Raw genomic sequence first — 22,016 nt, 5'->3', positions numbered from 1 at the left:
ATGGCGAAGGCGAAGGCGTGGCTTCAGCGCCCCTCGCGCCACCACATGGCCGAGACGGCCAACAGGAGGATCCCAAGTCCCGCAAAACCGGCGAAGAGCGGCAGCGTGTTGACGCCCTTCAGCACCGTCTCGTCGGTGAGGCGGATCAGCATCCGGCGGTCATCGGCTACGCGGACTTCGCCGCGCACCGGCAGGATGTCGGGGATGCGGACGGAGGCGTCGCCGTCGTCGAGACGGGCGGTGAGGCCGCGGGTTTCCTCGCTGATCGGCGACAGCGTGTCCGTTGTCGAGATCATCGCGCGGAATTCTGGCGCGTCGACTGCGCCGACATGGACGAGGGTCGAGAAGTCGCCATTGGTCACGGTGAAGAGGCCGGTTTCGGTCATGCGGCGTTCGCCGCGATAGAGGCCGGGCTGGATCTCGTTGAGGTTCAGCGCAATCGTTTCGCCCGAGGGCGTGGTGATCGTTGCCGGGCCAGGGGCGTCGCCGATGGTCTGGCGGGTGACTTCCAGCGTGCGGCCGGTGGCGCGCGCCTTCAGAGCTTCTTCCTCGAGTTCCGGCTCCTTCATCAGCCAGTGGGCGATGCGGCGATAGAGCGAGACATGCGGGCCGCCGCCTTCGAAGCCACGGGCCCAGAGCCAGCCCTGATCGGAGAGCAGCATTGCGACGCGGCCTTCATTGGCGCGGTTCAGAACGAGCAGCGGGCGGTCGCCGTCGGCGGTCATGACGGTTTCGCCATCGGTGCGGCCGACATCGACGCTGCGGAACCAGCGGCCCCATTGCGGCGGCTCGACGGCCGAGCCATCGAGGCCACGGGTGACCGGATGGCGTTTGCCCTGGTCCGAGAGGCGCGGATAGAAGCCGGCCTGGTGCACGTCGCCGGTCGGCGTGGCCGGCAGAACGGAGGAGAGCGGGGTTAGCGCGATCGAATCCTGGCCGGCATGTTCGGGGCCGGCGGCAATCAGCAGCGCGCCGCCGTTCCTCACATATTCGGCGATGTAGTCGTAATAGAGGATCGGCAGCACGCCGCGATGCTGGTAGCGGTCGAAGATGATCAGGTCGAAATCGTTGATCTTCTCGACGAACAACTCGCGGGTGGGGAAGGCGATCAGCGAGAGTTCATTGATCGGCGTGCCGTCCTGCTTTTCCGGCGGGCGCAGGATGGTGAAGTGCACGAGGTCGACAGAGGCGTCCGACTTCAAGAGGTTGCGCCAGGCGCGCTCGCCGGCATGAGGTTCGCCGGAGACGAGCAGCACGCGCAGGTTCTGGCGGATGCCCTCGATCAGGTGAATGGCGCGGTTGTTGACGTCGGTCACTTCGCCCGGTGTGGCGGCGACGGAAAATTCGAGCACATTGTTGCCGCCACGGGGCACGCGGAAGGCGAAGGAGGTCTCGGCGCCGGGCACGGCCGGGACGATGCCGAGGTCTTCTCCGTTCATCTTCACGGAGATGTTCGCCGGCTGGTTGGAGGCCTCGCCGTCGTCGAAGACGCGGAAGGTCAATTCCTGTTCCTCGTCAACGATGCCGAAACGCGGTGCGCGCAGGATCTCGATCCGGCGATCAAATTCGTCCGCCTTGCCGGTGATCAGAGAATGCACCGGGGCATCGAAGGGGAGCGGCTGGTTCTCAGCCGGGATGTCATGAACCTGACCGTCGGTGACGAAGATCGCGCCGCCGACGCGGGCCGGGGGCACGTCGGTCGTTGCTGCGGCCAGGGCTTCGAAAAGCTTGGTCGAGGGGGCGTCGCTGTCGCCAGGGTCGGTGACTTCAACGATGCGCGGCTCGATATTGGCGAAGCGGCCGAGACGGTCGCGGATGCCTTGCAGCGCCTGATCGGTCTCGTCGGCGCGACCGGCGATCTGCTGGCTCTGGCTGCGGTCGACGATCACGGGCACAACGGTGGTCAGCGGATCACGCTCTTCCTGCAGCAGCAGCGGATTGGCGAGTGCTGCCAGAACGGCGATGGAGGCGGCGAGACGGATGGCCGTGCCGCGCACGCCGCGCAGGAAGCCGAGCACGGAGAGGACGACGGCCAGAACGGCCAGCAGTCCGATCGCAATCCAGGGAATGAAGGGGGCGAATTCGAGCGTCATGGTCTCACTGCCCCAGTCGTTCGAGCAAAGCCGGCACGTGGACCTGGTCTGCCTTGTAGTTGCCTGTCAGCATATACATCATGATGTTGACGCCGGAGCGGAAGGACATCTCGCGCTGCATTTCGTCTGCGGGCACGACGGGCAGCACGCTTGCACCGTTGGCATCGATCGCCCAGGCGCCCATGAGATCATTGCCGGTGATCATGATCGGGGTCACGCCATCGCCGGAGGAGGCGACCGCACTGTTGCTCGACTGGGCCTCCTGACGGGATTCGACCCAGAGGGGGCTTCCGCTGTAGCGGCCGGGAAAACCCTGCAGCAGATAGAAGGCCCGGGTCAGCACGTGATCGGAGGGGACGGGTTCGAGCGGCGGGATGTCGATATTGGCGAGGATTGCCTGCAGGCGTTCGCCGTTCGGCGAGGTTCCCGTATCCGCTCCGAGCATCGAGCCTTGGTCGCGCGTATCGAACAGCACCGTGCCGCCGGCGCGCATATAGGCATCGATGCGGCTGATCGCAGCTGCCGAGGGCATGGGCGCGGAGGCCGAGATTGGCCAGAAGATGATTGGGTAGAAGGAAAGCTCGTCCTTGGAGATGTCGACACCAACAGGCGGCGCGGGTTCGAGCGTCGTCCGGTAAGTGAGGAAATCGGTGAGGCCGGCGAGCCCCTGTTCCGACAGGCGATCGACCTCGGCTTCGCCCGTGATGACATAGGCAAGATGGGTGTTGTCGAGGCGCTCGAGGATCTGTTCGTCGCCGGGCTTGGCATCGGCCGACTGCGCGAGCGCCTGGCCAGATGGGGCAACAGCCGCGAGCGCGACGGCGAGCGTCAGGATGGATGCGGCGGCAGCGGGCGCACGCTTCGGCATGCGCGAGAAGGCGCCGCCCATGAAGAGCACGATCAGGCTGTCGATCACCAGCAGCAGGAAGGCGAGGGTCAGCAGGCCGGGCTTCAGCGGCGTGGCGGCGGTGCCGGCCATCGGGTCGCGGGTGACGGTGAGGCCGGCCGGCGAGGGCAGCGGACGCAGCGTGGCATCCGCGGGCAAGAGGTTCAGCGCCGTGAAACCGTCTTCCGTGCCATAGAGGCCGGGCGGATTGTCGAAGGTGGCTGCCTCAGGACGCTCGGGCCCAAGGGATAGCGGCTTGGCCGCGCCGGCTTCGGCAGTGAGGGCACCGCGCTCGGTCAGCAGGCGGAAGGGCGGCAGTGACGGTGCCGTCGCCTGGCCGGCCTGGGCTTCGGCTGCACCGACGCGGGTGAGCTGCACGATGCGGCGGAGCATTTCGACAAAGGTCCCGGAGATCGGAAGGTCCGACCAAGTGGCTTCGGCGCTGACATGGAAGAGCACAATGCGGCCGGCGCCGGTTTCCTCGACGGTGACCAGCGGCGTGCCGTCGGCCAGGCTTGCCCAGGTGCGGGCGGCCAGATCCGGCGTCGGCTCGGCAAGCACCTGGCGTTTGACCAGAATGCCCTCGGGGCGTGGCATGCCAGCAAAGGGGCCAAAGGTCGGGAAGTCGGCGAGTGGCTGCGGCTCGGCCCAGGAGAGAGCGCCGCCGAGTGCGCGTTCGCCCTGGCGCAGGATGACCGGGACCAGCGGATCATCGGCCGGGGCAGCCGCGAGGCGGGGGCCGGCAAAACGGATCAGCGTGCCGCCGCGGTTGATCCAGGCCTGCAACGGGTCATAAACGTCGGCTGGCAGACGACCGACATCGGCCAAGACCAGCGCGGACGGGTTCTGATTGAGGATCTCGGGGATCGCAACCGTGAGATCCGTCTGGCCGGGCTTGACCACATCGGCATAGGGGCCGAGCGCGCGTTCGATGTAATAGAGCGGCGAAAGCAGCGGCTGGAAGCCGTCGCCGCTGTCGCCGGAGATCAGGGCGACCTTGCGGCGGCGGAAGCCATCGTCGAGTAGATGGGTTGCGCCCGCCGAGGCGATACCGGCAACCGACAGGCGGGCGAAATCGTTCCGCAGCTCGAAGGGCGCCGCGATCTCGCCCGAGGCTTCCGTGCTGCCGGCGGCAAAATCGACCTGACCGGAGGCGATGACACGGCCCTGGCGATCCTGGGCGTCAACGATCAGGCTGCGTGGTTCGGAGGCATTGAGACGCGAGAGCGTGACGGTCAGCGCATCCGAGCCGTTGTTCGCACCGGTGATCGCCACACTCGCTGCCCCATCCCCTTCAACGATGCGGAACTCGGCGGGCGACAGGCTGGCGAGGTCGGACAGGAAGGGGTCGTCTGCGTCGCGCGCGATGCCATCGGAGACATAGGCGAGCGTGCCCGGCGTCTCGGCGGAGAAGGTGGTGCGCAGCGACTCGATGGTTCTCGCGCGATCCGGGCGCTGGGGCTGCGGGCTGGCCGCGGCAAGCTTTTCCAGCGCAACGGCCGGCGTGCCGGGGATCGCATCATGGGTCGGATCTGCGGTGAAGACGATCGAGACGGGCAGGCTTCGATCCGCGGCATCGCCGATGAGGGCCGTCGCGGTCTCGACGCGGCGGTCCCAGTCGCCGACGGTTGCCCAGCCATTGTCAACGACGAGCAGCAGCGGACCATCGCCGGACAGGGTGGCGTTGCGCGGGTTCATCACGGGGTCTGCGAGCGCGAAGATGACGATCGCGGCCATCAGCATGCGCAGAAGGGTGAGCCACCAGGGGCTTTTCGAGGGCGTTTCCTCACGCTTCAACACGCCTGCCAGGATCTTCAGCGGCGGGAAGACTTCGGCCTTGGGGCGCGGCGGGGTCAGCTTCAGCAGCCACCAGATCAGCGGCAGAGCGAGGAGTGCACCGAGAATGGCGGGAGCGCCGAAGGCGAGCGGAATACCAAACATCATCCCGCACTCCTGATGGCAGCGGGCGGCATGCCCGACAGGTGCATGTGGACGGCGACGAGGGCCTCGGAGGCCAGTCTGTCCGTGCGGTTATGAGTGAAGCTCCAGCCCATGCGGCGGAGTTGATCGGACATCGTTCCGCGGCGGGCGAGATAGGCCTGCTGATAGTCCTCGCGCAGGGTCTCGGCGCGGCCGGAGGTCAGCTTTTCGCCGGTTTCCGGATCGGTGAATTCGGTGCGGCCGGTATAGGGGAAGGTTTCTTCCGCGGGATCGGCCACTTCGACCACATGGCCGCGCAGGCCGCGGCGGGCAAGTGGCGTGATGCGCTGCATGACGCGGTCGGCATCGTCGAGGAAATCGCCGATCAACACGATGTCGCTTGCACCGCGGATCATGCGGGTATCGGGCAGGCCTTCGGTCAGCGGTGCATGCATGATGGCAGCTGCCAGACGTTCGGCGGCGTTGCGGGCTGAGACCGGTTCCATGATGCCGGGGCAACCGATGCGTTCGCCGGAACGGGCGAGGATTTCGGCGAGCGCCAGCATCAGGACGAGGGCGCGGCTTTCCTTGGAGACCGAGGCGAGCGTCGACTTGTACATCATCGACGGCGACATGTCGGCCCAGAGCCAGACGGTATGGGCGGCTTCCCATTCGCGGTCGCGGATATACATGTGGTCGTCGCGGGCCGAGCGGCGCCAGTCGATGCGCGAAAAGCTTTCGCCATCCGCATAGGGACGGAACTGCCAGAAGTTTTCGCCGATGCCACGCTTGCGGCGACCATGCCAGCCGGCGATCACGGTGTTGGCGATCCGCTTGGCCTCGACCATGCAGTCAGGCACCAGCACGGCGCGCTGGCGGGCGCGCTTGAGCACCTCGCTTCCGGCTGTCTGCTCGACGATCTGGCCGATCGATGCCACGCGGATACGGCCTCCCTTACTTGCGCAGGTCGGAAACGAGACCCGCGATGACGTCGCGGACGGTCATGCCCTCGGCGCGCGCCGCAAAGGTCAGCGCCATGCGGTGTTCGAGCACCGGTTCGGCAAGTGCGTGCACGTCGTCGATCGAGGGGGCGAGGCGGCCTTCATAGAGGGCGCGGGCGCGGGCGCAGAGCATCAGGGCCTGGCCGGCACGCGGGCCCGGTCCCCAGGCGACATTCTTGTCGGTGGTGTCGTTGCCATGGCCGGGGCGGGCGGAGCGGACGAGCGAAAGGATCGCGTCCACGACGGTGTCGGAGACCGGCATCTGGCGGATCAGTTTCTGAATTTCCATCAGGCGATCGGCACCGATCACGGCATTGGCGCGCTTGTCACCGACGCCGGTCGTTTCTAGCAGGATCTGCCGCTCGGCAGCCAGTTCCGGATAGAGCACGTCGACCTGCAGCAGGAAGCGGTCAAGCTGGGCTTCGGGAAGCGGATAGGTGCCTTCCTGCTCCAGCGGGTTCTGGGTCGCGAGCACGTGGAAGGGGGCGGGCAGCTGGTAGGGCTGGCCGGCGATGGTGACGTGATATTCCTGCATCGACTGCAGGAGGGCAGACTGGGTGCGCGGGCTTGCGCGGTTGATCTCGTCGGCCATCAGGAGCTGGGCGAAGACCGGACCCTTGACGAAGCGGAAGGAGCGGCGGCCGGTGTCGTCCTGGTCCATGACCTCGGTGCCGAGGATGTCGGAGGGCATCAGGTCCGGCGTGAACTGGATGCGGTTCGCGTCGAGGCCGAGGACCGTGCCGAGGGTTGTGACGAGCTTGGTCTTGGCGAGGCCGGGCACACCGACGAGGAGGGCATGGCCGCCGGAGAGGATGGCGAGAAGGGTGTTTTCGACAACCTTTTCCTGGCCGAAGATCACCTTGGCGACTTCCTGGCGGATGTTCGCGATATCGGCCAGCGCCTTTTCGGCCTCGGCGATGATCGCCTTTTCATCCAATGCGGCATCGGGATTTGGCATCATGCCCATGGTCTGCTCCAATTGGTTCTGGCCGTGTCCTGCGAATCGAGCGGACGCGTAAGGTGCATGTTACTGAAACTAACTTATTGGCCAGAGGACGGCTGACAAGGACGTTTCGAATGACTATCTCGTGACTGTTATAGGCTAAAGACAAAACCGGGACGCAAAGATGGCAGGTGAGACGCTGAAGGCGACAACAGATGCGGCGGGGCTTGCCGCGCTGATTTCGCGCGCGTCAGCGCAAACATCGGGCGGAAAGGCATCACTGCCGCCGGTGGACCGCTGGGAACCACCCTTTTGCGGCGATCTCGACATGGAAATCCGGGCCGACGGCACCTGGTTCTACATGGGGACCCCCATCGGTCGGGAGCCGCTTGTCAGGCTCTTTTCGACCGTTCTGCGCAAGGACGAGGACGGAAAAACCTATCTCGTCACGCCTGTGGAAAAGGTCGGGATACGTGTCCAGGATGCGCATTTCGTGGCCGTAGAGATGAGCGTGACGGAGGAGGCGGGTGAGTCGGTGCTGACGTTCCGCACCAATGTCGGCGATGTCGTCGAGGCGGGGCCGGACCATCCGCTGCGGTTCGAGATCGTCGGCGAGAACCATGAGCTCAAGCCCTATCTTGCCGTGCGCGGCCGGCTCGAGGCGCTGGTGTCACGGGCGGTGATGTATGATCTGGTAGAACGGGGGGAGATCGTCGAGATCGATGGCAAGGCGATGTTTGCCGTGCGCTCGCGCGGCGTTGTCTTTCCGGTGATGCCTGCCGACGAACTCGATCGCCTGTCCCGATGAGCCTCAAGACCTTCACTGCCGATGATTTCCGTCGCCGGGCGCTGGAGCAGGTGGGTGCGCCGCTCGAGCATGCCTGGCGCGACCACGGCGACCATGTGCTGAACCGCGATACCATCATCCAGTACGAGCAGCTCAAGCTGAAGGACGCCGCCGTGCTGATCGGCGTCATCGACGACTGTGACGATGCTCGCATCATTCTGACCCAGCGAACGAGCAAGCTTCGCAAACATGCCGGGCAGATCGCCTTTCCAGGTGGCGGGATCGATGCGACTGATGCCTCGCCGGAAGAGGCAGCGCTGCGCGAGGCGGAGGAGGAGATCGGTCTCGACCGCCGCTTCGTCGAGACGGTGGGGCGCTTGCCGCAATATCTGTCGGGAACCGGCTTTCGCATCCAGCCGGTGCTTTCGATCGTTCAGCCTGGGTTTTCGCTGACGCTCAACCCGCATGAGGTGGACAGCGTCTTCGAGGTGCCGCTTTCCTTCCTGATGGACCCGGCCAATCATCGGCAGGACAGCCGGATGTGGCAGGGGGCGGTGCGACACTTCTATGTGATGCCCTATCGGGAACGGCATATCTGGGGCATCACCGCCGGCATCATCCGGACGCTCTATGAAAGGCTCTATGCATGACCAATCTGGCAGACCGCGACTGGTTCCAGGATCCGGGACTGAAGACGCTGATGGCGCTGCTCAACAGCGGCGGCGCGGAGACGCGCGTGGTCGGCGGTGCGGTGCGCAACAGTCTGATGGGGCTGCCGGTCGGCGATATCGATCTGGCGACCACGCTTCTGCCGGAAGAGGTGAGCGGCCGGGCTGCGGCCAAGGGGATCAAGGCGGTGCCGACCGGGATCGAGCATGGGACGGTGACGCTGGTCATCGACGGCAAGGGTTATGAGGTGACGACGCTTCGCCGGGATGTCGAGACCAATGGCCGGCATGCCCAGGTCGCCTTCGGGGCGACGTGGCAGGAGGATGCCGACCGGCGCGACCTGACGATGAACGCGCTTTATGTCGGTGTCGACGGCGAGGTGGTCGATCTCGTCGGCGGCTTGGCCGATATCGAGACGAAGACGGTGCGCTTCATCGGCAATGCCGAGCAGCGGATCGCAGAGGATTATCTGCGCGTGCTGCGCTTCTTCCGCTTCTTTGCCCATTACGGCAGTGGCCGGCCCGATGCGGAAGGCCTCAAAGCCTCTGCCCGGGCCAGGGCGCAGCTCAAGACACTTTCGGCCGAACGGGTCTGGGCGGAGATGAAGAAGCTCTTGTCGGCGCGCGATCCGGGCCGAGCGCTTTTGTGGATGCGGCAGTCGGGCGTGTTGACCGAGGTCCTGCCGGAGACGGAAAAATGGGGGATCGATGCGATCCCGGGGCTGATCGCTGCCGAACAGGCGCTGGGCTGGGCGCCGGATCCGCTGCTGCGTCTCTGCGCCATCGTGCCGAAGGATGCGGCCCGGCTGGTGACGCTTTCGGAGCGGCTGAGGCTCTCCAATGCCGAAGCGCTGGCGCTCGACCGGTTTGCCCGGGCGCCGAAGCCACAGGAGACGGTGACCGACATTGCCTTCGACCGCGATCTCTATCGGTTCGGCAAGGACGGGATGATCTCGATGCTGAAGCTCGAACTCGCCTCCGCACGCGTCAATGCAGAGCATGACCAGAAGGCCATGGCGCGCAGCGCGCGGCTCTTTGCCCTGCTCAAGCGGGCCGAGGGTTTCGTGCGGCCGGTGCTGCCGGTCAAGGGTAGCGATGTGCTGGCGGCCGGGATCGCCGCGGGCCCCAAGGTGGGCGAGATCCTCGGCAAGCTCGAAGAGGGCTGGATCGCGTCGCAGTTCAATCTGACGCGTGAGGATCTCCTGGCGCGGCTGGAGACCCTGGCGAAGTCGTGAACTTCATGAAAACAAGATGAGCCAATACGTGCGGGATCGGCTTTGGATCTCGCGTACGGGCTCAACAAGAAGTGTCCGGACTGACGCAATCTGAGGTGCTCCTCCCTCCCGTATCCCTGTCGGCTTCAGATGATCGACATGATGTTGGTCTGGCCTTTCAGAGGAGGGACTTCCATGAAACGCATCGCATTTGCATTTCTTGCCGCCGGCATAACGGTCGCCGCTTCCTCGGCGTCTGCCAACAATATTGTCGAGACCGCCCAGCAGGCCGGCAGCTTCAAGACGCTGCTTGCTGCCGCTCAAGCGGCCGGTCTCGTCGACGCGCTGTCGGGCGGCGGACCGCTGACGGTTTTTGCACCCACCGACGAAGCATTTTCCGCGCTGCCGGCCGGGACCGTTGAGAACCTGCTGAAGCCGGAAAACAAGGACCAGCTTGCGGCAATCCTCAGCTACCACGTGGTGGGCCGAGAGTTGACATCGACCATGCTGCCGGGCCGGACGATCCATGTCCGCACCATCAAGAGCGGCGGTGACCGCACGCTTGCGGTGACGAAGTCCGGCGCAGGCGTGACGGTTGACGGCGCGAACGTGGTGACCGCCGATATCCGCACAGATAACGGCGTCATTCATGTGATCGACAAGGTCATGCTGCCGAGCAGCTAACCTGCAAAGCGTGCGGAGCCTGTTGCTCAGGCTCCGCTTCCGGCTCGTCACGCCGTCGTCTTGTTGTCGTCGCGGATGCGTTCCTTGATGTGGTCGACCATCGAGGGCCGGATAATCTCCTCGCCATGGGTGACGCGCAGATGCTCGACCGCGCGTCTGACGACTTCGGCCTCCTCGTCGGCACGCGTGTGCCAATCGCAACCGGGGACCAGGGTTCCACATTCGAAGCGCTTCATGATCGTCTCCTCCCGTGTGATGACCGTCTAAGCAAACACCGGCTTCCCGGCTTTTGTTCGGCCAGACTTGCAAAAAAATGCCCGCACCGAGGTGCGGGCAAGGGACAACCGACGCGGTGGATTGGAGAAACTAGTCGGGCATGGCCCAGGCATGGAAGACGGAGCGGGCGGGCTGGCGTTTGCCACGATGCGCGCCGGTCTCGATGTCATTGGCGGCAAGCCGGTCGGCGAGATCCTTGCCCGCCAGACCGAGGCGAACCTGCTCGACGAAATAGGAATGGGGCAGGTCGACGTCGCTCGACTGACGCATCTGCTCGGCCAGGCGGTCGATGAGGGCAGGTGCTTCGAGCGCGCGGTCGGCCGGTTCTTTGACGCGGGACACGGATACTGAGCTGGATGGGGTCATCGCAATCTCCTCCTCGATACTGCGTGAGGCCGCAGAATGGGACGTGTCAGCACGGAGCGCAATGCAAACTGTCAAGTTAACGACACACAATGTCGTAAGCGGCGGGAATCGCCGATCATTCTTTTTCGTGAACGAAAAAGGTTATCCACATGTCAGCGGTAACGCCCTGTGGATTACGGATAGCGCACGAGCGGGGGCAGCGAAGACAGGATTGATTCGACATTGCCGCCGGTCTTCAGGCCGAAGATCGTGCCGCGGTCGTAGAGCAGGTTGAACTCGACATAGCGGCCGCGACGGACGAGCTGTTCTTCCCGGTCCTGATCCGTCCAGGCCGTGTTGAAGTTGGACCGGACGATCTTCGGATAGACGAGGTTGAAGGCACGGCCGACATCCTGGACGAAGGCGAAATTGGCGTCCCAGCCGCCCTTGTCCTCATCGATGGTCAGCCAGTCGAAGAAGATGCCGCCGATGCCGCGCGCCTCGTTGCGGTGGGGCAGGTAGAAGTATTCGTCGCACCACTTCTTGTAGGCGGCGTAATCGGCGACGGCGGGATGGCGCTCGCAGGTGACTTCCATGGCCCGATGGAAGAGGCGGGTGTCGGGATCGTCCTGCGTGCGGCGGCGATCGAGCACTGGGGTAAGGTCTGCGCCGCCGCCAAACCACTGGCTGGAGGTGACAACCATGCGGGTGTTCATGTGCACCGTCGGCACATGGGGGTTCACCGGATGGGCGATCAGGGAGATGCCGGAGGCCCAGAAGCGCGGATCTTCCTCGGCGCCGGGCATCTGCTTTCTGAACTCGGGAGAGAACTCGCCATGGACCGTCGATGTGTGGACGCCGACCTTTTCGAAGACGCGACCATACATCATCGACATGCGACCGCCGCCGCCCTGACCCTCTTCGCGCAGCCAGTCCTTGGCGGTGAAGCGACCCGGCTCGCGATCGGCCATGGGACCCGTGACCTCGTCCTCCAAGGTCTCGAAGGAGGCGCAGATCGTGTCGCGCAGGCTTTCGAACCACGCACGGGCGGCCGCCTTCTTGTCCTCGATGTCCTCTGGCAGGCCTTTCGGCAGTAGCGGTCGCTCCATCTCGTCCCCCTCAACGTCGTCAGGCAACTCTTTCAGAGCAAACGAATATCAGGTGAAACCGCGGGCGGCCATATCAGGGCGGAGGTGTCCCCGGAAATTCGACTCGCCTTCCGGTTTTGGCTGGATTAATCTTGGGCCATGCGAGGGATTTCATGACGAAGATACCTGGCCCACCGTCGTTCAACGGCCTGAAGAAGCGCATTGCCGATCATCGCGCCGGGACTGCCGGACGCATGGGCGGGCAATTCGTGCGCGAGACCTATTGCCTGACGCGGGAAGAAGCGCGCGCCAAGGCGCGGGAGTGGTTCGACGCCTTCCCGAAGGCTGCCTATTGGACAGAGGTGGAAAGCTGGCGCCAGCTCGATGGCGACAAGATCGAATTCACCATGCGGCGGCTGCCTTCTGCGGATTGATCCGGCACCTGCTGCAACCGATCAGCGGGTGAAAGCGCCCACTCGCTAAAATTCTAACATTCGCAGAAAGTCAAAAACAAAACCTCACCGCTAGTGTTGGCAAACACAGCCGGAATGATGCCGGCTTCCGATCGACATGATAGGCGACACAAGGTTTTCTCATGAGTTCAGTCTGGCTCAACCCGTCTCTGGCCAATGCGGCTTCGATGGCGAGCGCGTCTGCGCTCGAACGGGTGGCAAAGCCATCTGCCAAGGCGCCGGTCGCCGAGACGCCGGCTGATGCTTCCAGTTACTGGTCCATCTCGACCACCATGCGGCCCGGCAGCCTCTCTGCCGGCAGCGTGCAGGAGGCAAACGAGATTGCGGCCGCGGTCACGGATACGGCCGCACTCGGTCTCGAGCAGGCGACCGACATCGTCGCGCGGATCCAGCAGAAGCTGGTGCTGGCCAAGGCCGTGGGCGCCGATCGCGAGGCGATCAATGCCGATATCCAGGATATGAAGACCGACCTCGGCGCTCTCGTCTCCGAGAGCAGCTTCAATGGCGACAACTGGCTTGCCGTCGAGGCGGGCGGTCGGCCGAAGGTCGCCTCCCTGCTTGCCTCGGTGACGATGGGCGAGGATGGTAGTCTGTCGATCAACATGGTGGATTTCGATACGGCCAAGTCGACGCTCATCTCCCGCCAGGAGGCGAAGGACGGGATGTTGACGCGAGCCTATGCGGGCACGACGCTCGGCGGCGTTCCCTATAATTACTACCTGATGGAAGCCGGGGCCCGCGAGCCGAACGAAGCCGGTGCGCGCGAGATCAGGATCGGCAGCAGCACGAGCGGTGACGAGATCGACGGCATGATCTCGTCGCTGAACCGCGTGCTCATCGACATGGTGGGTGCGAGCGCCGAGGTGAGCGCGACACGCAATCAGGTGACCAGCGGCGACGTGCTGGTGCAAGGCCTGCGCGGCGCCACCGAGCTTGGCGTCAGCCGGCTTGTCGAAACCGAACTCAACGAGCAGAGCGTGCGCCTGACGGCGGAGAAGGTGCAGGATCAGTTGCAGTCGTCTTCGCTGAACATGGCCAATGTCGCGATGACCTCCTGGTTGAAGCTCTAGGCGCAACACGCTGAACCGGAATCGAAAAAGGCCCGCATCGCGCGGGCCTTTTCGTCGTCCGGTGGCTGCTATCTCTTCGCCCTTGGGCGCTTGGTCTTGCCGCGGGCCAGCGGGACCATGATCGGTGTCGATGCCTTCGGTTCCGGCTCGGCCTTCGTCGCAGGAGGCGGCGCCTTTGCGGCGGCTGCGGCCTTGACGCTGGGAGACTCCACTTCGGGCGCGGATGCCGCTTCGGGTTCGGCTGGCGGCGACGGTTCAGCCTCCGGCTCGGCTTCGACGAGCGCCGGCAGGGGTGCTGCTTCAACGATCATCGGCAGAGCCACGGGTTCGCTTGTCTCCGGTTCGGGCATGGCCGTTTCCGCCGCTGCTTCTGTCAGAGGGGCAGGCGTCTTTGCTTCTGTGGCAACGTTCGCCGTGGAGCTTTCTGCGGGCGCCGCCGTGCCGTGCAGGATTTCGCCGAGGATCCTGGTGACCTGGAGCGAGGCCGGCAGATCGGTGTTGGTCGAATGGCCGCAGAAGGGGACCTTGATGTCGGTCGGGATTTGCGGCCGGGAGTTCAATTCGCCGAACCAGTCGAGTTCACCGACGACGTCGATGACCTCGGTGAAAGCCTCCGGCATCTTGATCCGACCGCCGAAGGTGACCACGCGGGCGGTGTTGGCCAGTGTTTCCAGCCGTCCGGGATCCGAGGCCTTCAGGGCGTAAAGGGCATCGGCGATGACGCGGTTGCCGCGGGAATGACCGGCGATCAAGGTGAAGGAGAGCGTCGGGTCGGAGAGAAGGGTCGAGACGGTGTCCGCATCGAGGCCGGTCTTCCGCTCGCCGTCGGTCTCCTGATCCCGCTTGCCATAGGCGCCGAGCTTGGGGCGGCCGACGACGTCGTCGATCACTTCGAGGTTGTTTCTGATATGGCCGAGCCAGCCGAACAGGAAGGCGCCGCCGATTGCCTCGTTGACGATGTCGCCGAGGCCGTAACCGGAGACGACGGCGGCCACCGGAGCGTCGATCGCATCCGCGACATTGCGGGCGAAGGCGGCCGCGGCGATGGCCGAACCGCCGATGCCGGCAACAGCCATGGCGCGCACGTTGCGGCCACCGCGCAAACGGAATTCCTCGACGCTGTCGCACAGCGTCAGCATGCCACCGCCGGTGGGCGGCACGATCATGATCAGGCCTTGCGAGGCGATGCAGTCGCTGATGTAGAAGGTCTCGTCTGCTGTCAGCGCCTTGACGTCATAATAGAGCGCATCGATGCCGGTGTTGCGGAGCCGCCAGGGCTCGAGAGCGGCATTGCGCATCGTGCGATGCCTCACGCGCTCGGGGAAGCTCAAGGATCGGGCGAACTGGGTGAGGCCCAGGGCGAATGCTGTCTCGAACATGACTTCATCTCCCATTGTGCTGCAATGCAGCATATCGCGTTCCGGATGAATTAGCAATTGCCGTTGGATTGAGGCGCGCCAAGCGGTGCCGGCATCCTAGAACAGGAGCGGACCGATTGCCTTGACGTCTGTCTGTTGTAGAGCCGACTTTAGAAGCCGGTCTGGCGGAGCGCTTCGCCCACGATCATGGCGGCGGACATCGCGACATTGATCGAGCGCTGACCTTCAACCATCGGAATGATCACCCGGTGATCGGCGCGGTCATGGACGTGATCCGGGACGCCCGCGCTTTCACGGCCGAAGAGCAGGATGTCGTTTCGCGCATAATCGAAGGTGGTGTAGGGCAGGGCGGCCTTGGTGGAGGCGAGCACCAGGCGGCGACCTTCCGACAGGCGCCACGCGTCGAAGCGCTCCCAGTTGACATGGCGGGTCATGGCGACACTTGCGAGATAGTCCATGCCGGCCCGCTTCAGGTTCTTGTCGGAGAGCACGAAGCCTGCGGGTTCGATGATGTCCACCTTCAGCCCGAGGCAGGCGGCAAGCCTCAGGATGGTGCCGGTATTGCCGGGAATATCGGGCTGGTAAAGGGCGATGCGCAGGTCGGACATGCGAGCCTCTTAGGCGATCCCGTAAGAGCGCTCAAGACGAGCTCTGGCCGGAGGATCGCCCTGTGGTCGGTCTGCAACAGTTGCGGCACAATGTCTCATCGCCCGCGAAAGCCGGCTGGAAAATTCGACAGGCGACCGTTAGAACGAGGCTCTTCTTCAACACGCAAACGGGAGGGCCATCGATGGATCTATTCGGTATTTCGCGCCAGTCCCGATTTATGGCTGTTGCCGCCTGAGCGCGTCACCTCCGCGTCTTTTTCCAAACTGATTCATCCTGCGGCCACAAGTGGCCTCAATCATTGAATATTCGCGTGCTGGCGCCACCTTTGTCCGGTGCCGTTCCCGCGCCATTTCTGGAGACTATCCATGTTCTCGTGGTTCGAAAGCCGCCTGAATCCCTATCCGGCCGGTGAGCCGACCCTGCCGCCGAAAGGCCTGGTCGCCTTCTGCTGGCATTACACGAAACCCGCGGGCTGGTGGCTGGTGCTGCTCGGTCTCTGCTCGGGACTGATCGCGATTGCCGAAGTCTTTCTCTATCAGTTCCTCGGCAATATCGTGGACTGGCTGTCGACCGCCGATCGCGCGACCTTCCTTCAGACGGAGGGCGGCACGCTCGCCTGGATGGCAGGCCTGCTGCTGATCGGCCTGCCGGTGCTCGGCGTGATGCATACGATCACCATGCATCAGGTGCTGGCCGGCAATTTCCCGATGATCGCGCGCTGGCAGATGCACCGCTTCCTGCTCAGGCACTCGATGACCTTCTTCGCCAACGAGTTCGCCGGCCGCGTCTCGACCAAGGTGATGCAGACCGCGCTGTCCATCCGTGAAAGCGTGATGAAGATCATCGACGTCTTCATCTATGCCGTGACCTTCTTCGTCTCGATGCTGGCGCTCGTCGCCTCCGTCGACTGGCGGCTCGGCGTGCCGCTGGTCTTGTGGCTGGTCATCTATGCGCTGATCCTGCGCTACTTCATCCCGAAGCTGCGCAAGTCGTCGAGCGAGCAGGCGGACGCCCGCTCGCTGATGACGGGCCGGATCGTCGACAGCTACACCAATATTGCGACGGTGAAGCTTTTCTCCCATGCGGGCCGCGAAGAGGTCTATGCGCGGGAGGGTATGGATGCCTTCCTCGGCACCGTGCACCGGCAGATGCGGCAGATTTCGCTCCTCAACATCTGCGTTGACATCAACAATGCGATCGTCCAGTTCTTCGTTGCCGCCCTCGGCATCTGGTTCTGGCTGAACGGCACGGTGACCGTCGGCGCGATTGCGGTGGCGATCGGTCTGTCCATGCGCATCAACGGCATGTCGCAGTGGATCATGTGGGAAGTGGCAGCGCTCTTCGAAAACATCGGCACGGTCTATGACGGCATGGGCATGATGACGAAGACGCATGACATCGTCGACAAGCCGGAAGCGAAGGTGCTCGCCGCGCCGAAGGGTGAAATCGTCTATGACGGCGTGCGCTTCCACTATGGCAAGCAGAAGGGCGTCATCGAGGACTTCTCGCTCACCATCAAGGCCGGCGAAAAGGTCGGTCTCGTCGGTCGCTCGGGTGCGGGCAAGACGACGCTGATGAACCTGCTCCTGCGCTTTTACGATCTGGAGAAGGGCAAGATCCTGGTCGACGGTCAGGATATCTCCCAGGTCAGCCAGGACAGTCTTCGCGCGCTTGTCGGCGTGGTCACCCAGGACACGTCGCTGCTGCACCGGTCGATCCGCGAAAACATCGCCTATGGCCGGCCGGACGCCACCGATGCCGATGTCATCGAGGCGGCGAAGCGGGCGAATGCCTGGGAGTTCATCCAGGGGCTCTCCGACATGCAGGGCCGGGTGGGGCTCGACGCGCATGTCGGCGAGCGCGGCGTCAAGCTCTCGGGCGGCCAGCGGCAGCGCATCGCGATCGCCCGCGTCTTCCTGAAGGATGCGCCGATCCTGATCCTCGACGAGGCGACTTCGGCGCTCGATTCGGAAGTCGAGGCGGCGATCCAGGAAAGCCTGTTCAAGCTGATCGAGGACAAGACGGTGATTGCCATTGCCCACCGGCTCTCGACGCTGACACAGATGGACCGGCTGATCGTGCTCGACAAGGGCCGGATCGTGGAAGAGGGAACGCATCAGGAACTGGTGCAGACCGGCGGGATCTATGCCGACCTGTGGAACCGCCAGTCCGGCGGTTTCCTCCCGGACCAGACAGATCCCGAGCAGGAACAGGAAAAGAAGCGCCGCGCCGAAGAGGAGGCCAAGGCGCTGGAAGAGTCGTCAGAGGAGGCGGCGGAGTAATCCGCCGCCGGTTGAGCGGCAGGCATTTCGCGTATCCCCTATTTTTTGCGCTATCAAAGGTTGCGTGTCTTTTAAGTAAATTATTCATTGTTTACATTCTAGAACAGTTTCATCCCGACCTATTCGGACAATGTCTTGTCCTTTCCCCTGGCGACATCCGACGCCCGGTTGGGAATGCATTTTTCCTCCCCGGAGACATTCATGTCCAATCTCAAGATTAAAGTAGTGCTGCCGCTGCTTTTCGCAGTCGTGCTGACCTTTGGCATCGGCCAGGGCATCCTGGCGATAAATTTCATTGGAAACGTCAAAGAACAAGTCGACGTCATTGGCCGAGAGCGCCTGCCCAGAACGCTGGCCGTTGCGCGGATGAATTCAACTTTTGCAGAGGTTCGTCGTGATTACGCGATGCTGTTGAATGCGGAACCGGCGGAGCTCGATTCGGCCGTGTCTGCCACCCAAACCGCTTTGGCTGAACGCGACGCAGCATTTGCCGCTTTTGAGCCGATGATCACCATGTCGGCGACTCGGGCCCGTTTCGACAGCATGAAAGCTGCGCTCGCAGAGTATGATCGCCTTGCCTCGCAGATGGTCGAACTGAAGCGCACGGGCAGTGAGGCTGCTGCGAAGGCTCTCTTCAACGGTGCCATGGCAACGAATGCGCGCTCACTTGTTCAGCTCATGGATGAGACCATCAAGGCCAATACCGAACTCAGCGATGCGGCTATCGCCACTGCTGACGACGTCTCCACGACTGCTATCAACACGACGATTATTGCCGTCTTCATCAGTGCGCTGATTGCCGCGGGTGCCGCCTTCTTCAGCTTTGCTCGAATTGTCCGTCCAATCTCGTCGATCACAGGCTCCATGCGTGGTCTGGCTGCCGGCGACACGCAGACGGAAATCCCGTTTGCCGGTCGTCAGGACGAAATCGGTGAAATGGCGGCGGCCGTGTCTGTCTTCCGCGACAACGCCATCGAGCGTGCAGCACTGGAGCGTCAGGCCGAGGAGACCCGGTCGCTCAGCGAAACCGAGCGTCAGGCCCGCGAAGCGCAGAAGGCGCGCGAAGCGGCCGAAGTTCAGTTTGCCGTCGACCAACTGGCTTCGGGGCTGCAGCGTCTGTCTGATGGTGATCTCGTGGTGCATATCAACGAGCGGTTTGCCGATCATCTTGATCCGCTCCGCCTTAACTTCAACCAGTCCGTCTCCCGCCTGAAGGAAGCCATGCGCGCCGTGAGCGAAAACGCCCGGTCGATCGATGCCGGTGCCAACGAGATGCTTGCTGCAGCCGACGATCTGTCGAAACGAACAGAGCAGCAGGCGGCGTCCGTCGAGGAAACGGCTGCAGCGCTCGAGCAGGTAACGACCGCCGTCAAGGACAGCGCTGTCCGTGCCGATGAGGCGGGCCAGCTGGTCACGCGTACACGGGAAGGCGCCGAGCATTCGGGTGAAGTGGTGCGCCGGGCCGTGGCCGCGATGCAGCAGATCGAGAAATCATCCTCCGAAATCTCGAACATTATCGGCGTGATCGACGACATCGCCTTCCAGACCAACCTCCTGGCGCTGAATGCCGGCGTCGAGGCGGCGCGCGCCGGTGAAGCGGGTAAGGGCTTCGCGGTCGTTGCCCAGGAAGTGCGTGAATTGGCGCAGCGCTCGGCCAATGCGGCAAAGGAGATCAAGGCTCTGATCACCACGTCGGGCGAGCAGGTTCGCGATGGCGTCAACCTGGTCGACGAAACCGGCCGGGCCCTTGAGACGATCGTGCGCGAAGTGCAGGAGATCAACCAGAATGTTCTGGCGATCGTGACCTCCACCCGCGAACAGTCGACGGGCCTTCAGGAGATCAGCATGGCCGTCAACCAGATGGACCAGGGCACGCAAAAGAATGCCGCCATGGTCGAGCAGTCGACGGCGGCAAGTCATGGCCTGGCGCAGCAGGCTGGCCAGTTGATGCAGCTGATGGCGCAGTTCAAGACGGACGAAGGCGGCCATCATGCATCGCCTCGGGTGGCCCCGGCGACGCCGGCCGCCCAGCCGCAGCCTTCGCCTGCCCGGGCGCTCGGTCGCAAGATCGCCAATGCGTTCAAGGGCAACACGGCGGTCGCAGCCGAGTGGTCGGAATTCTGACGCGGCGCACGGGAAGACATGGGGAAGGGGGCAGCGATGCCCCCTTTTTCGATTGGGTAAGACCTTGCGCGCTGTGGACGAGGCGAGAAATGTCCTTCGGGGCGTAAGGCTTTGTTAGAATTCAGATTGGCATGGAGGACTGTCGGCATATTCCGGCAGTCCCGTCCCGTTTCAATCCTGGATTTCAGACGTGAAAAATCTCAAAATCAGAATACTTCTGCCGCTGCTTTTCGGTCTCATGGTCATCGTCTCGCTCGGCCAGGGCGCGATTGCGTTGCGCTCGGTCTCGGACATGACCGGGCAGTTGGAGGCCTTCGATGAGCGTCTCGATCGCTCGACGATGATTTCGAGCGTTGCGTCCGAGCTCGGTGAAGTGCGGCGGCTGAACCTGATGATCCTCAGTGCAGGCACGTCGGCGGAGAAGAAGGCGCTCGCCGAACAGGTCACGGCCATGCGCGAGCGGCTGAATGCGTCGATTACAAGTTTCGACGGCCGGATCACGCTTTCCGAGGTGCGTGAGCGTTTCGACGCGTTCAAGGCGGCCAACAGCGAATATCAGGCTCTGGGCCAGACCCTGGTCGAGCAGGCGCTTGCCTCGAAGATCTATCAGGCCAAGGACACGATCGCCCAGATGGCGCCCATTGGCGACACCATGGATGCGAGCCTGAACGATATCACCGACATCAACCGCCGCGTGGGTGAAGCCGTCGGAGAAGAGGCGCGCGCCTCCTCGTCGCTTGCCATGCAGCTTTCGATCGCGGCCGTGATCATCGCGGCTCTGGTTGCGATCGGTGCGGCCTTCGTGTCGGTCACGCGCATTGCCCGTCCGATCTCGGCGATCACCGCTTCGATGCGCCGGCTTGCGGCTGGCGATACGGATGCGGCGATCCCCCATGCCGATCGTCACGACGAAGTCGGTGACATGGCCGCGGCCGTTTCCGTCTTCCGCGACAATGCGATCGAACGTGCCGCCCTGGAACGCCAGGCCGAGCAAAACCGGTCGCTCAGCGAAACGGAACGTCTGCAGCGCGAAGAGCAAAAGGCGCGCGAGGCGGCAGAGGTGCAGTTTGCCGTCGACCGGCTGGCTGGCGGCCTGCAGAGGCTGTCCGACGGGGATCTTGCCGTCGAGCTGGGTGAGCGCTTTGCCGAGCATCTCGATCCGTTGCGGGTCAACTTCAACCATTCCGTCGAGCGCCTGCGCGACGCGATGCAGGCGGTGGGCGAAAACGCCCGGGCAATCGATGCCGGTGCGAGCGAGATGCTGGCGGCTGCAGACGATCTTTCGAAGCGCACCGAACAGCAGGCGGCCTCCGTCGAGGAAACCGCTGCTGCGCTTGAAGAGGTGACGACGGCGGTCAAGGACAGCGCCGTGCGCGCCGAGGAGGCCGGAGCCCTGGTCTCCCGCACACGGGTCGGTGCCGAGCGGTCCGGCGAAGTGGTGCGTCGTGCGGTGGATGCCATGCATGCGATCGAGAAGTCGTCGAGCGAAATCTCCAACATCATCGGGGTCATCGACGAAATCGCCTTCCAGACAAACCTCCTGGCGCTCAATGCAGGCGTCGAGGCGGCGCGCGCCGGTGAAGCCGGCAAGGGCTTTGCCGTTGTTGCCCAGGAAGTGCGCGAGCTTGCCCAGCGCTCGGCAAGTGCTGCCAAGGAGATCAAGGGGCTGATCAACACCTCCGGCGAGCAGGTGCGCAACGGCGTGGCGCTGGTCGGCGAGACCGGCCAGGCGCTCGAAGCGATCGTTCGGGAGGTGCAGGAGATCAACCAGAACGTGGCGGCAATCGTCACCTCGGCGCGCGAGCAGTCGACGGGGCTTGCGGAAATCAACATGGCCGTCAACCAGATGGACCAGGGCACGCAGAAGAACGCGGCGATGGTCGAGCAGTCGACGGCGGCAAGCCATGGCCTGGCGCAGCAGGCGTCGGAGCTCATGCAGCTGCTTGGCCAGTTCCGCCTGGGCACCGAGGTGCAGCGACCGGTTGCCCCGCGGGTGGCCCCGGCTCAGGCCGGCAGCCAGCCGCAGGCCTCTCCGGCGCGGGCGCTTGGCCGCAAGATCGCAAACGCCTTCAAGGGCAATGCCGCGGTGGCGCAGGAGTGGTCGGAATTCTGATTTCCACCACCTCATTTGCAGGTTGATGAAACGGGGCAGGGATGCCCCGTTTTGCTTTCGG

18 protein-coding genes are annotated in these 22,016 nt (G+C 64.0%); 9 read left to right on the top strand and 9 right to left on the bottom strand.

The annotated features are described in order from the left end of the window. Positions 1 to 23: 23 nt before the first annotated feature. From M1E12_RS11325 to M1E12_RS11310, 4 genes are read right to left on the bottom strand one after another with little or no spacing between them, the layout of a single operon-like run. Positions 24 to 2,093 (bottom strand): hypothetical protein, encoded by a 2,070-nt coding sequence (locus tag M1E12_RS11325; RefSeq protein WP_479561837.1) that lies wholly within the window; start codon positions 2,091 to 2,093, stop codon positions 24 to 26. Between the two features lie 4 nt (positions 2,094 to 2,097). Next, positions 2,098 to 4,920 carry a DUF4159 domain-containing protein gene (locus tag M1E12_RS11320; RefSeq protein WP_479564872.1) on the bottom strand — a complete coding sequence of 941 codons (2,823 nt, stop codon included), beginning with the start codon at positions 4,918 to 4,920 and terminating at the stop codon, positions 2,098 to 2,100. After that, entirely contained in the window at positions 4,920 to 5,837 is a 918-nt protein-coding gene (locus M1E12_RS11315) for a DUF58 domain-containing protein (RefSeq protein WP_479564783.1), read from the bottom strand. The genes M1E12_RS11320 and M1E12_RS11315 overlap by 1 nt, the downstream gene beginning before the upstream one ends. 16 nt (positions 5,838 to 5,853) lie before the next feature. After that, positions 5,854 to 6,867 carry an AAA family ATPase gene (locus tag M1E12_RS11310; RefSeq protein WP_113458706.1) on the bottom strand — a complete coding sequence of 338 codons (1,014 nt, stop codon included), beginning with the start codon at positions 6,865 to 6,867 and terminating at the stop codon, positions 5,854 to 5,856. A gap of 160 nt (positions 6,868 to 7,027) precedes the next feature. On the opposite strand from M1E12_RS11310, the gene M1E12_RS11305 reads away from it, so the two are divergent. The 4 genes from M1E12_RS11305 (at position 7,028) to M1E12_RS11290 (ending at position 10,196) form a co-directional block, all read left to right on the top strand. Then, entirely contained in the window at positions 7,028 to 7,651 is a 624-nt protein-coding gene (locus tag M1E12_RS11305) for a DUF1285 domain-containing protein (protein ID WP_479564782.1), read from the top strand. After that, positions 7,648 to 8,280 (top strand): CoA pyrophosphatase, encoded by a 633-nt coding sequence (locus M1E12_RS11300; RefSeq protein ID WP_479564781.1) that lies wholly within the window; start codon positions 7,648 to 7,650, stop codon positions 8,278 to 8,280. Before M1E12_RS11305 ends, M1E12_RS11300 begins: the two co-directional genes overlap by 4 nt. Beyond that, positions 8,277 to 9,533 (top strand): CCA tRNA nucleotidyltransferase, encoded by a 1,257-nt coding sequence (locus tag M1E12_RS11295; RefSeq protein WP_479564780.1) that lies wholly within the window; start codon positions 8,277 to 8,279, stop codon positions 9,531 to 9,533. Before M1E12_RS11300 ends, M1E12_RS11295 begins: the two co-directional genes overlap by 4 nt. A 174-nt stretch (positions 9,534 to 9,707) precedes the next feature. After that, on the top strand, positions 9,708 to 10,196 hold the full coding sequence (locus M1E12_RS11290; protein ID WP_479564779.1) for a fasciclin domain-containing protein: 489 nt from the start codon (positions 9,708 to 9,710) through the stop codon (positions 10,194 to 10,196). 47 nt (positions 10,197 to 10,243) lie between these two features. Here the strand turns inward: M1E12_RS11290 and M1E12_RS11285 are convergent, their stop codons facing one another. The 3 genes from M1E12_RS11285 to hemF all read right to left on the bottom strand — a co-directional run bounded on the left by M1E12_RS11285 (position 10,244) and on the right by hemF (position 11,926). Further along, positions 10,244 to 10,432, bottom strand: coding sequence for a DUF1059 domain-containing protein (locus M1E12_RS11285; RefSeq protein WP_113458711.1), 189 nt, complete (start codon positions 10,430 to 10,432; stop codon positions 10,244 to 10,246). 130 nt (positions 10,433 to 10,562) lie between these two features. After that, a complete protein-coding gene (locus tag M1E12_RS11280) occupies positions 10,563 to 10,838 on the bottom strand; it encodes a hypothetical protein (RefSeq protein ID WP_113458712.1) in 276 nt (91 codons plus the stop codon). 173 nt (positions 10,839 to 11,011) lie between these two features. Beyond that, positions 11,012 to 11,926 (bottom strand): oxygen-dependent coproporphyrinogen oxidase, encoded by a 915-nt coding sequence (gene hemF / locus M1E12_RS11275; RefSeq protein ID WP_113458713.1) that lies wholly within the window; start codon positions 11,924 to 11,926, stop codon positions 11,012 to 11,014. Positions 11,927 to 12,078: 152 nt separating this feature from the next. Here hemF and M1E12_RS11270 point away from each other — a divergent pair, with 152 nt between their 5' ends. Further along, positions 12,079 to 12,339 (top strand): hypothetical protein, encoded by a 261-nt coding sequence (locus M1E12_RS11270; RefSeq protein ID WP_479564778.1) that lies wholly within the window; start codon positions 12,079 to 12,081, stop codon positions 12,337 to 12,339. A gap of 161 nt (positions 12,340 to 12,500) precedes the next feature. Next, positions 12,501 to 13,448, top strand: a complete 948-nt coding sequence (locus M1E12_RS11265; protein WP_479564777.1) for a flagellin N-terminal helical domain-containing protein — start codon at positions 12,501 to 12,503, stop codon at positions 13,446 to 13,448. A gap of 68 nt (positions 13,449 to 13,516) precedes the next feature. On the opposite strand, the gene M1E12_RS11260 is transcribed toward M1E12_RS11265, so the two are convergent. Together M1E12_RS11260 and M1E12_RS11255 are read right to left on the bottom strand one after the other, a co-directional pair. Then, positions 13,517 to 14,827: a cell envelope biogenesis protein OmpA gene (locus M1E12_RS11260; protein WP_479564776.1), complete on the bottom strand. Its 1,311-nt coding sequence runs from the start codon at positions 14,825 to 14,827 to the stop codon at positions 13,517 to 13,519. Between the two features lie 149 nt (positions 14,828 to 14,976). Next, the gene (locus M1E12_RS11255; protein ID WP_479564775.1) at positions 14,977 to 15,435 is read right to left on the bottom strand and encodes a tRNA (cytidine(34)-2'-O)-methyltransferase; all 459 of its coding nucleotides are present in this window, start codon (positions 15,433 to 15,435) and stop codon (positions 14,977 to 14,979) included. 366 nt (positions 15,436 to 15,801) lie between these two features. On the opposite strand from M1E12_RS11255, the gene M1E12_RS11250 reads away from it, so the two are divergent. The 3 genes from M1E12_RS11250 (at position 15,802) to M1E12_RS11240 (ending at position 21,955) form a co-directional block, all read left to right on the top strand. After that, positions 15,802 to 17,718: an ABC transporter ATP-binding protein gene (locus M1E12_RS11250; protein ID WP_479564774.1), complete on the top strand. Its 1,917-nt coding sequence runs from the start codon at positions 15,802 to 15,804 to the stop codon at positions 17,716 to 17,718. Between the two features lie 201 nt (positions 17,719 to 17,919). Further along, positions 17,920 to 19,842 (top strand): HAMP domain-containing methyl-accepting chemotaxis protein, encoded by a 1,923-nt coding sequence (locus tag M1E12_RS11245; RefSeq protein WP_479564773.1) that lies wholly within the window; start codon positions 17,920 to 17,922, stop codon positions 19,840 to 19,842. A gap of 190 nt (positions 19,843 to 20,032) precedes the next feature. Next, on the top strand, positions 20,033 to 21,955 hold the full coding sequence (locus M1E12_RS11240) for a HAMP domain-containing methyl-accepting chemotaxis protein (protein ID WP_479564772.1): 1,923 nt from the start codon (positions 20,033 to 20,035) through the stop codon (positions 21,953 to 21,955). Positions 21,956 to 22,016 lie beyond the last annotated feature (61 nt).

The organism is Rhizobium sp. K33 (assembly GCF_056501445.1).
This window is presented reverse-complemented; position numbering and strand designations above follow the sequence as displayed.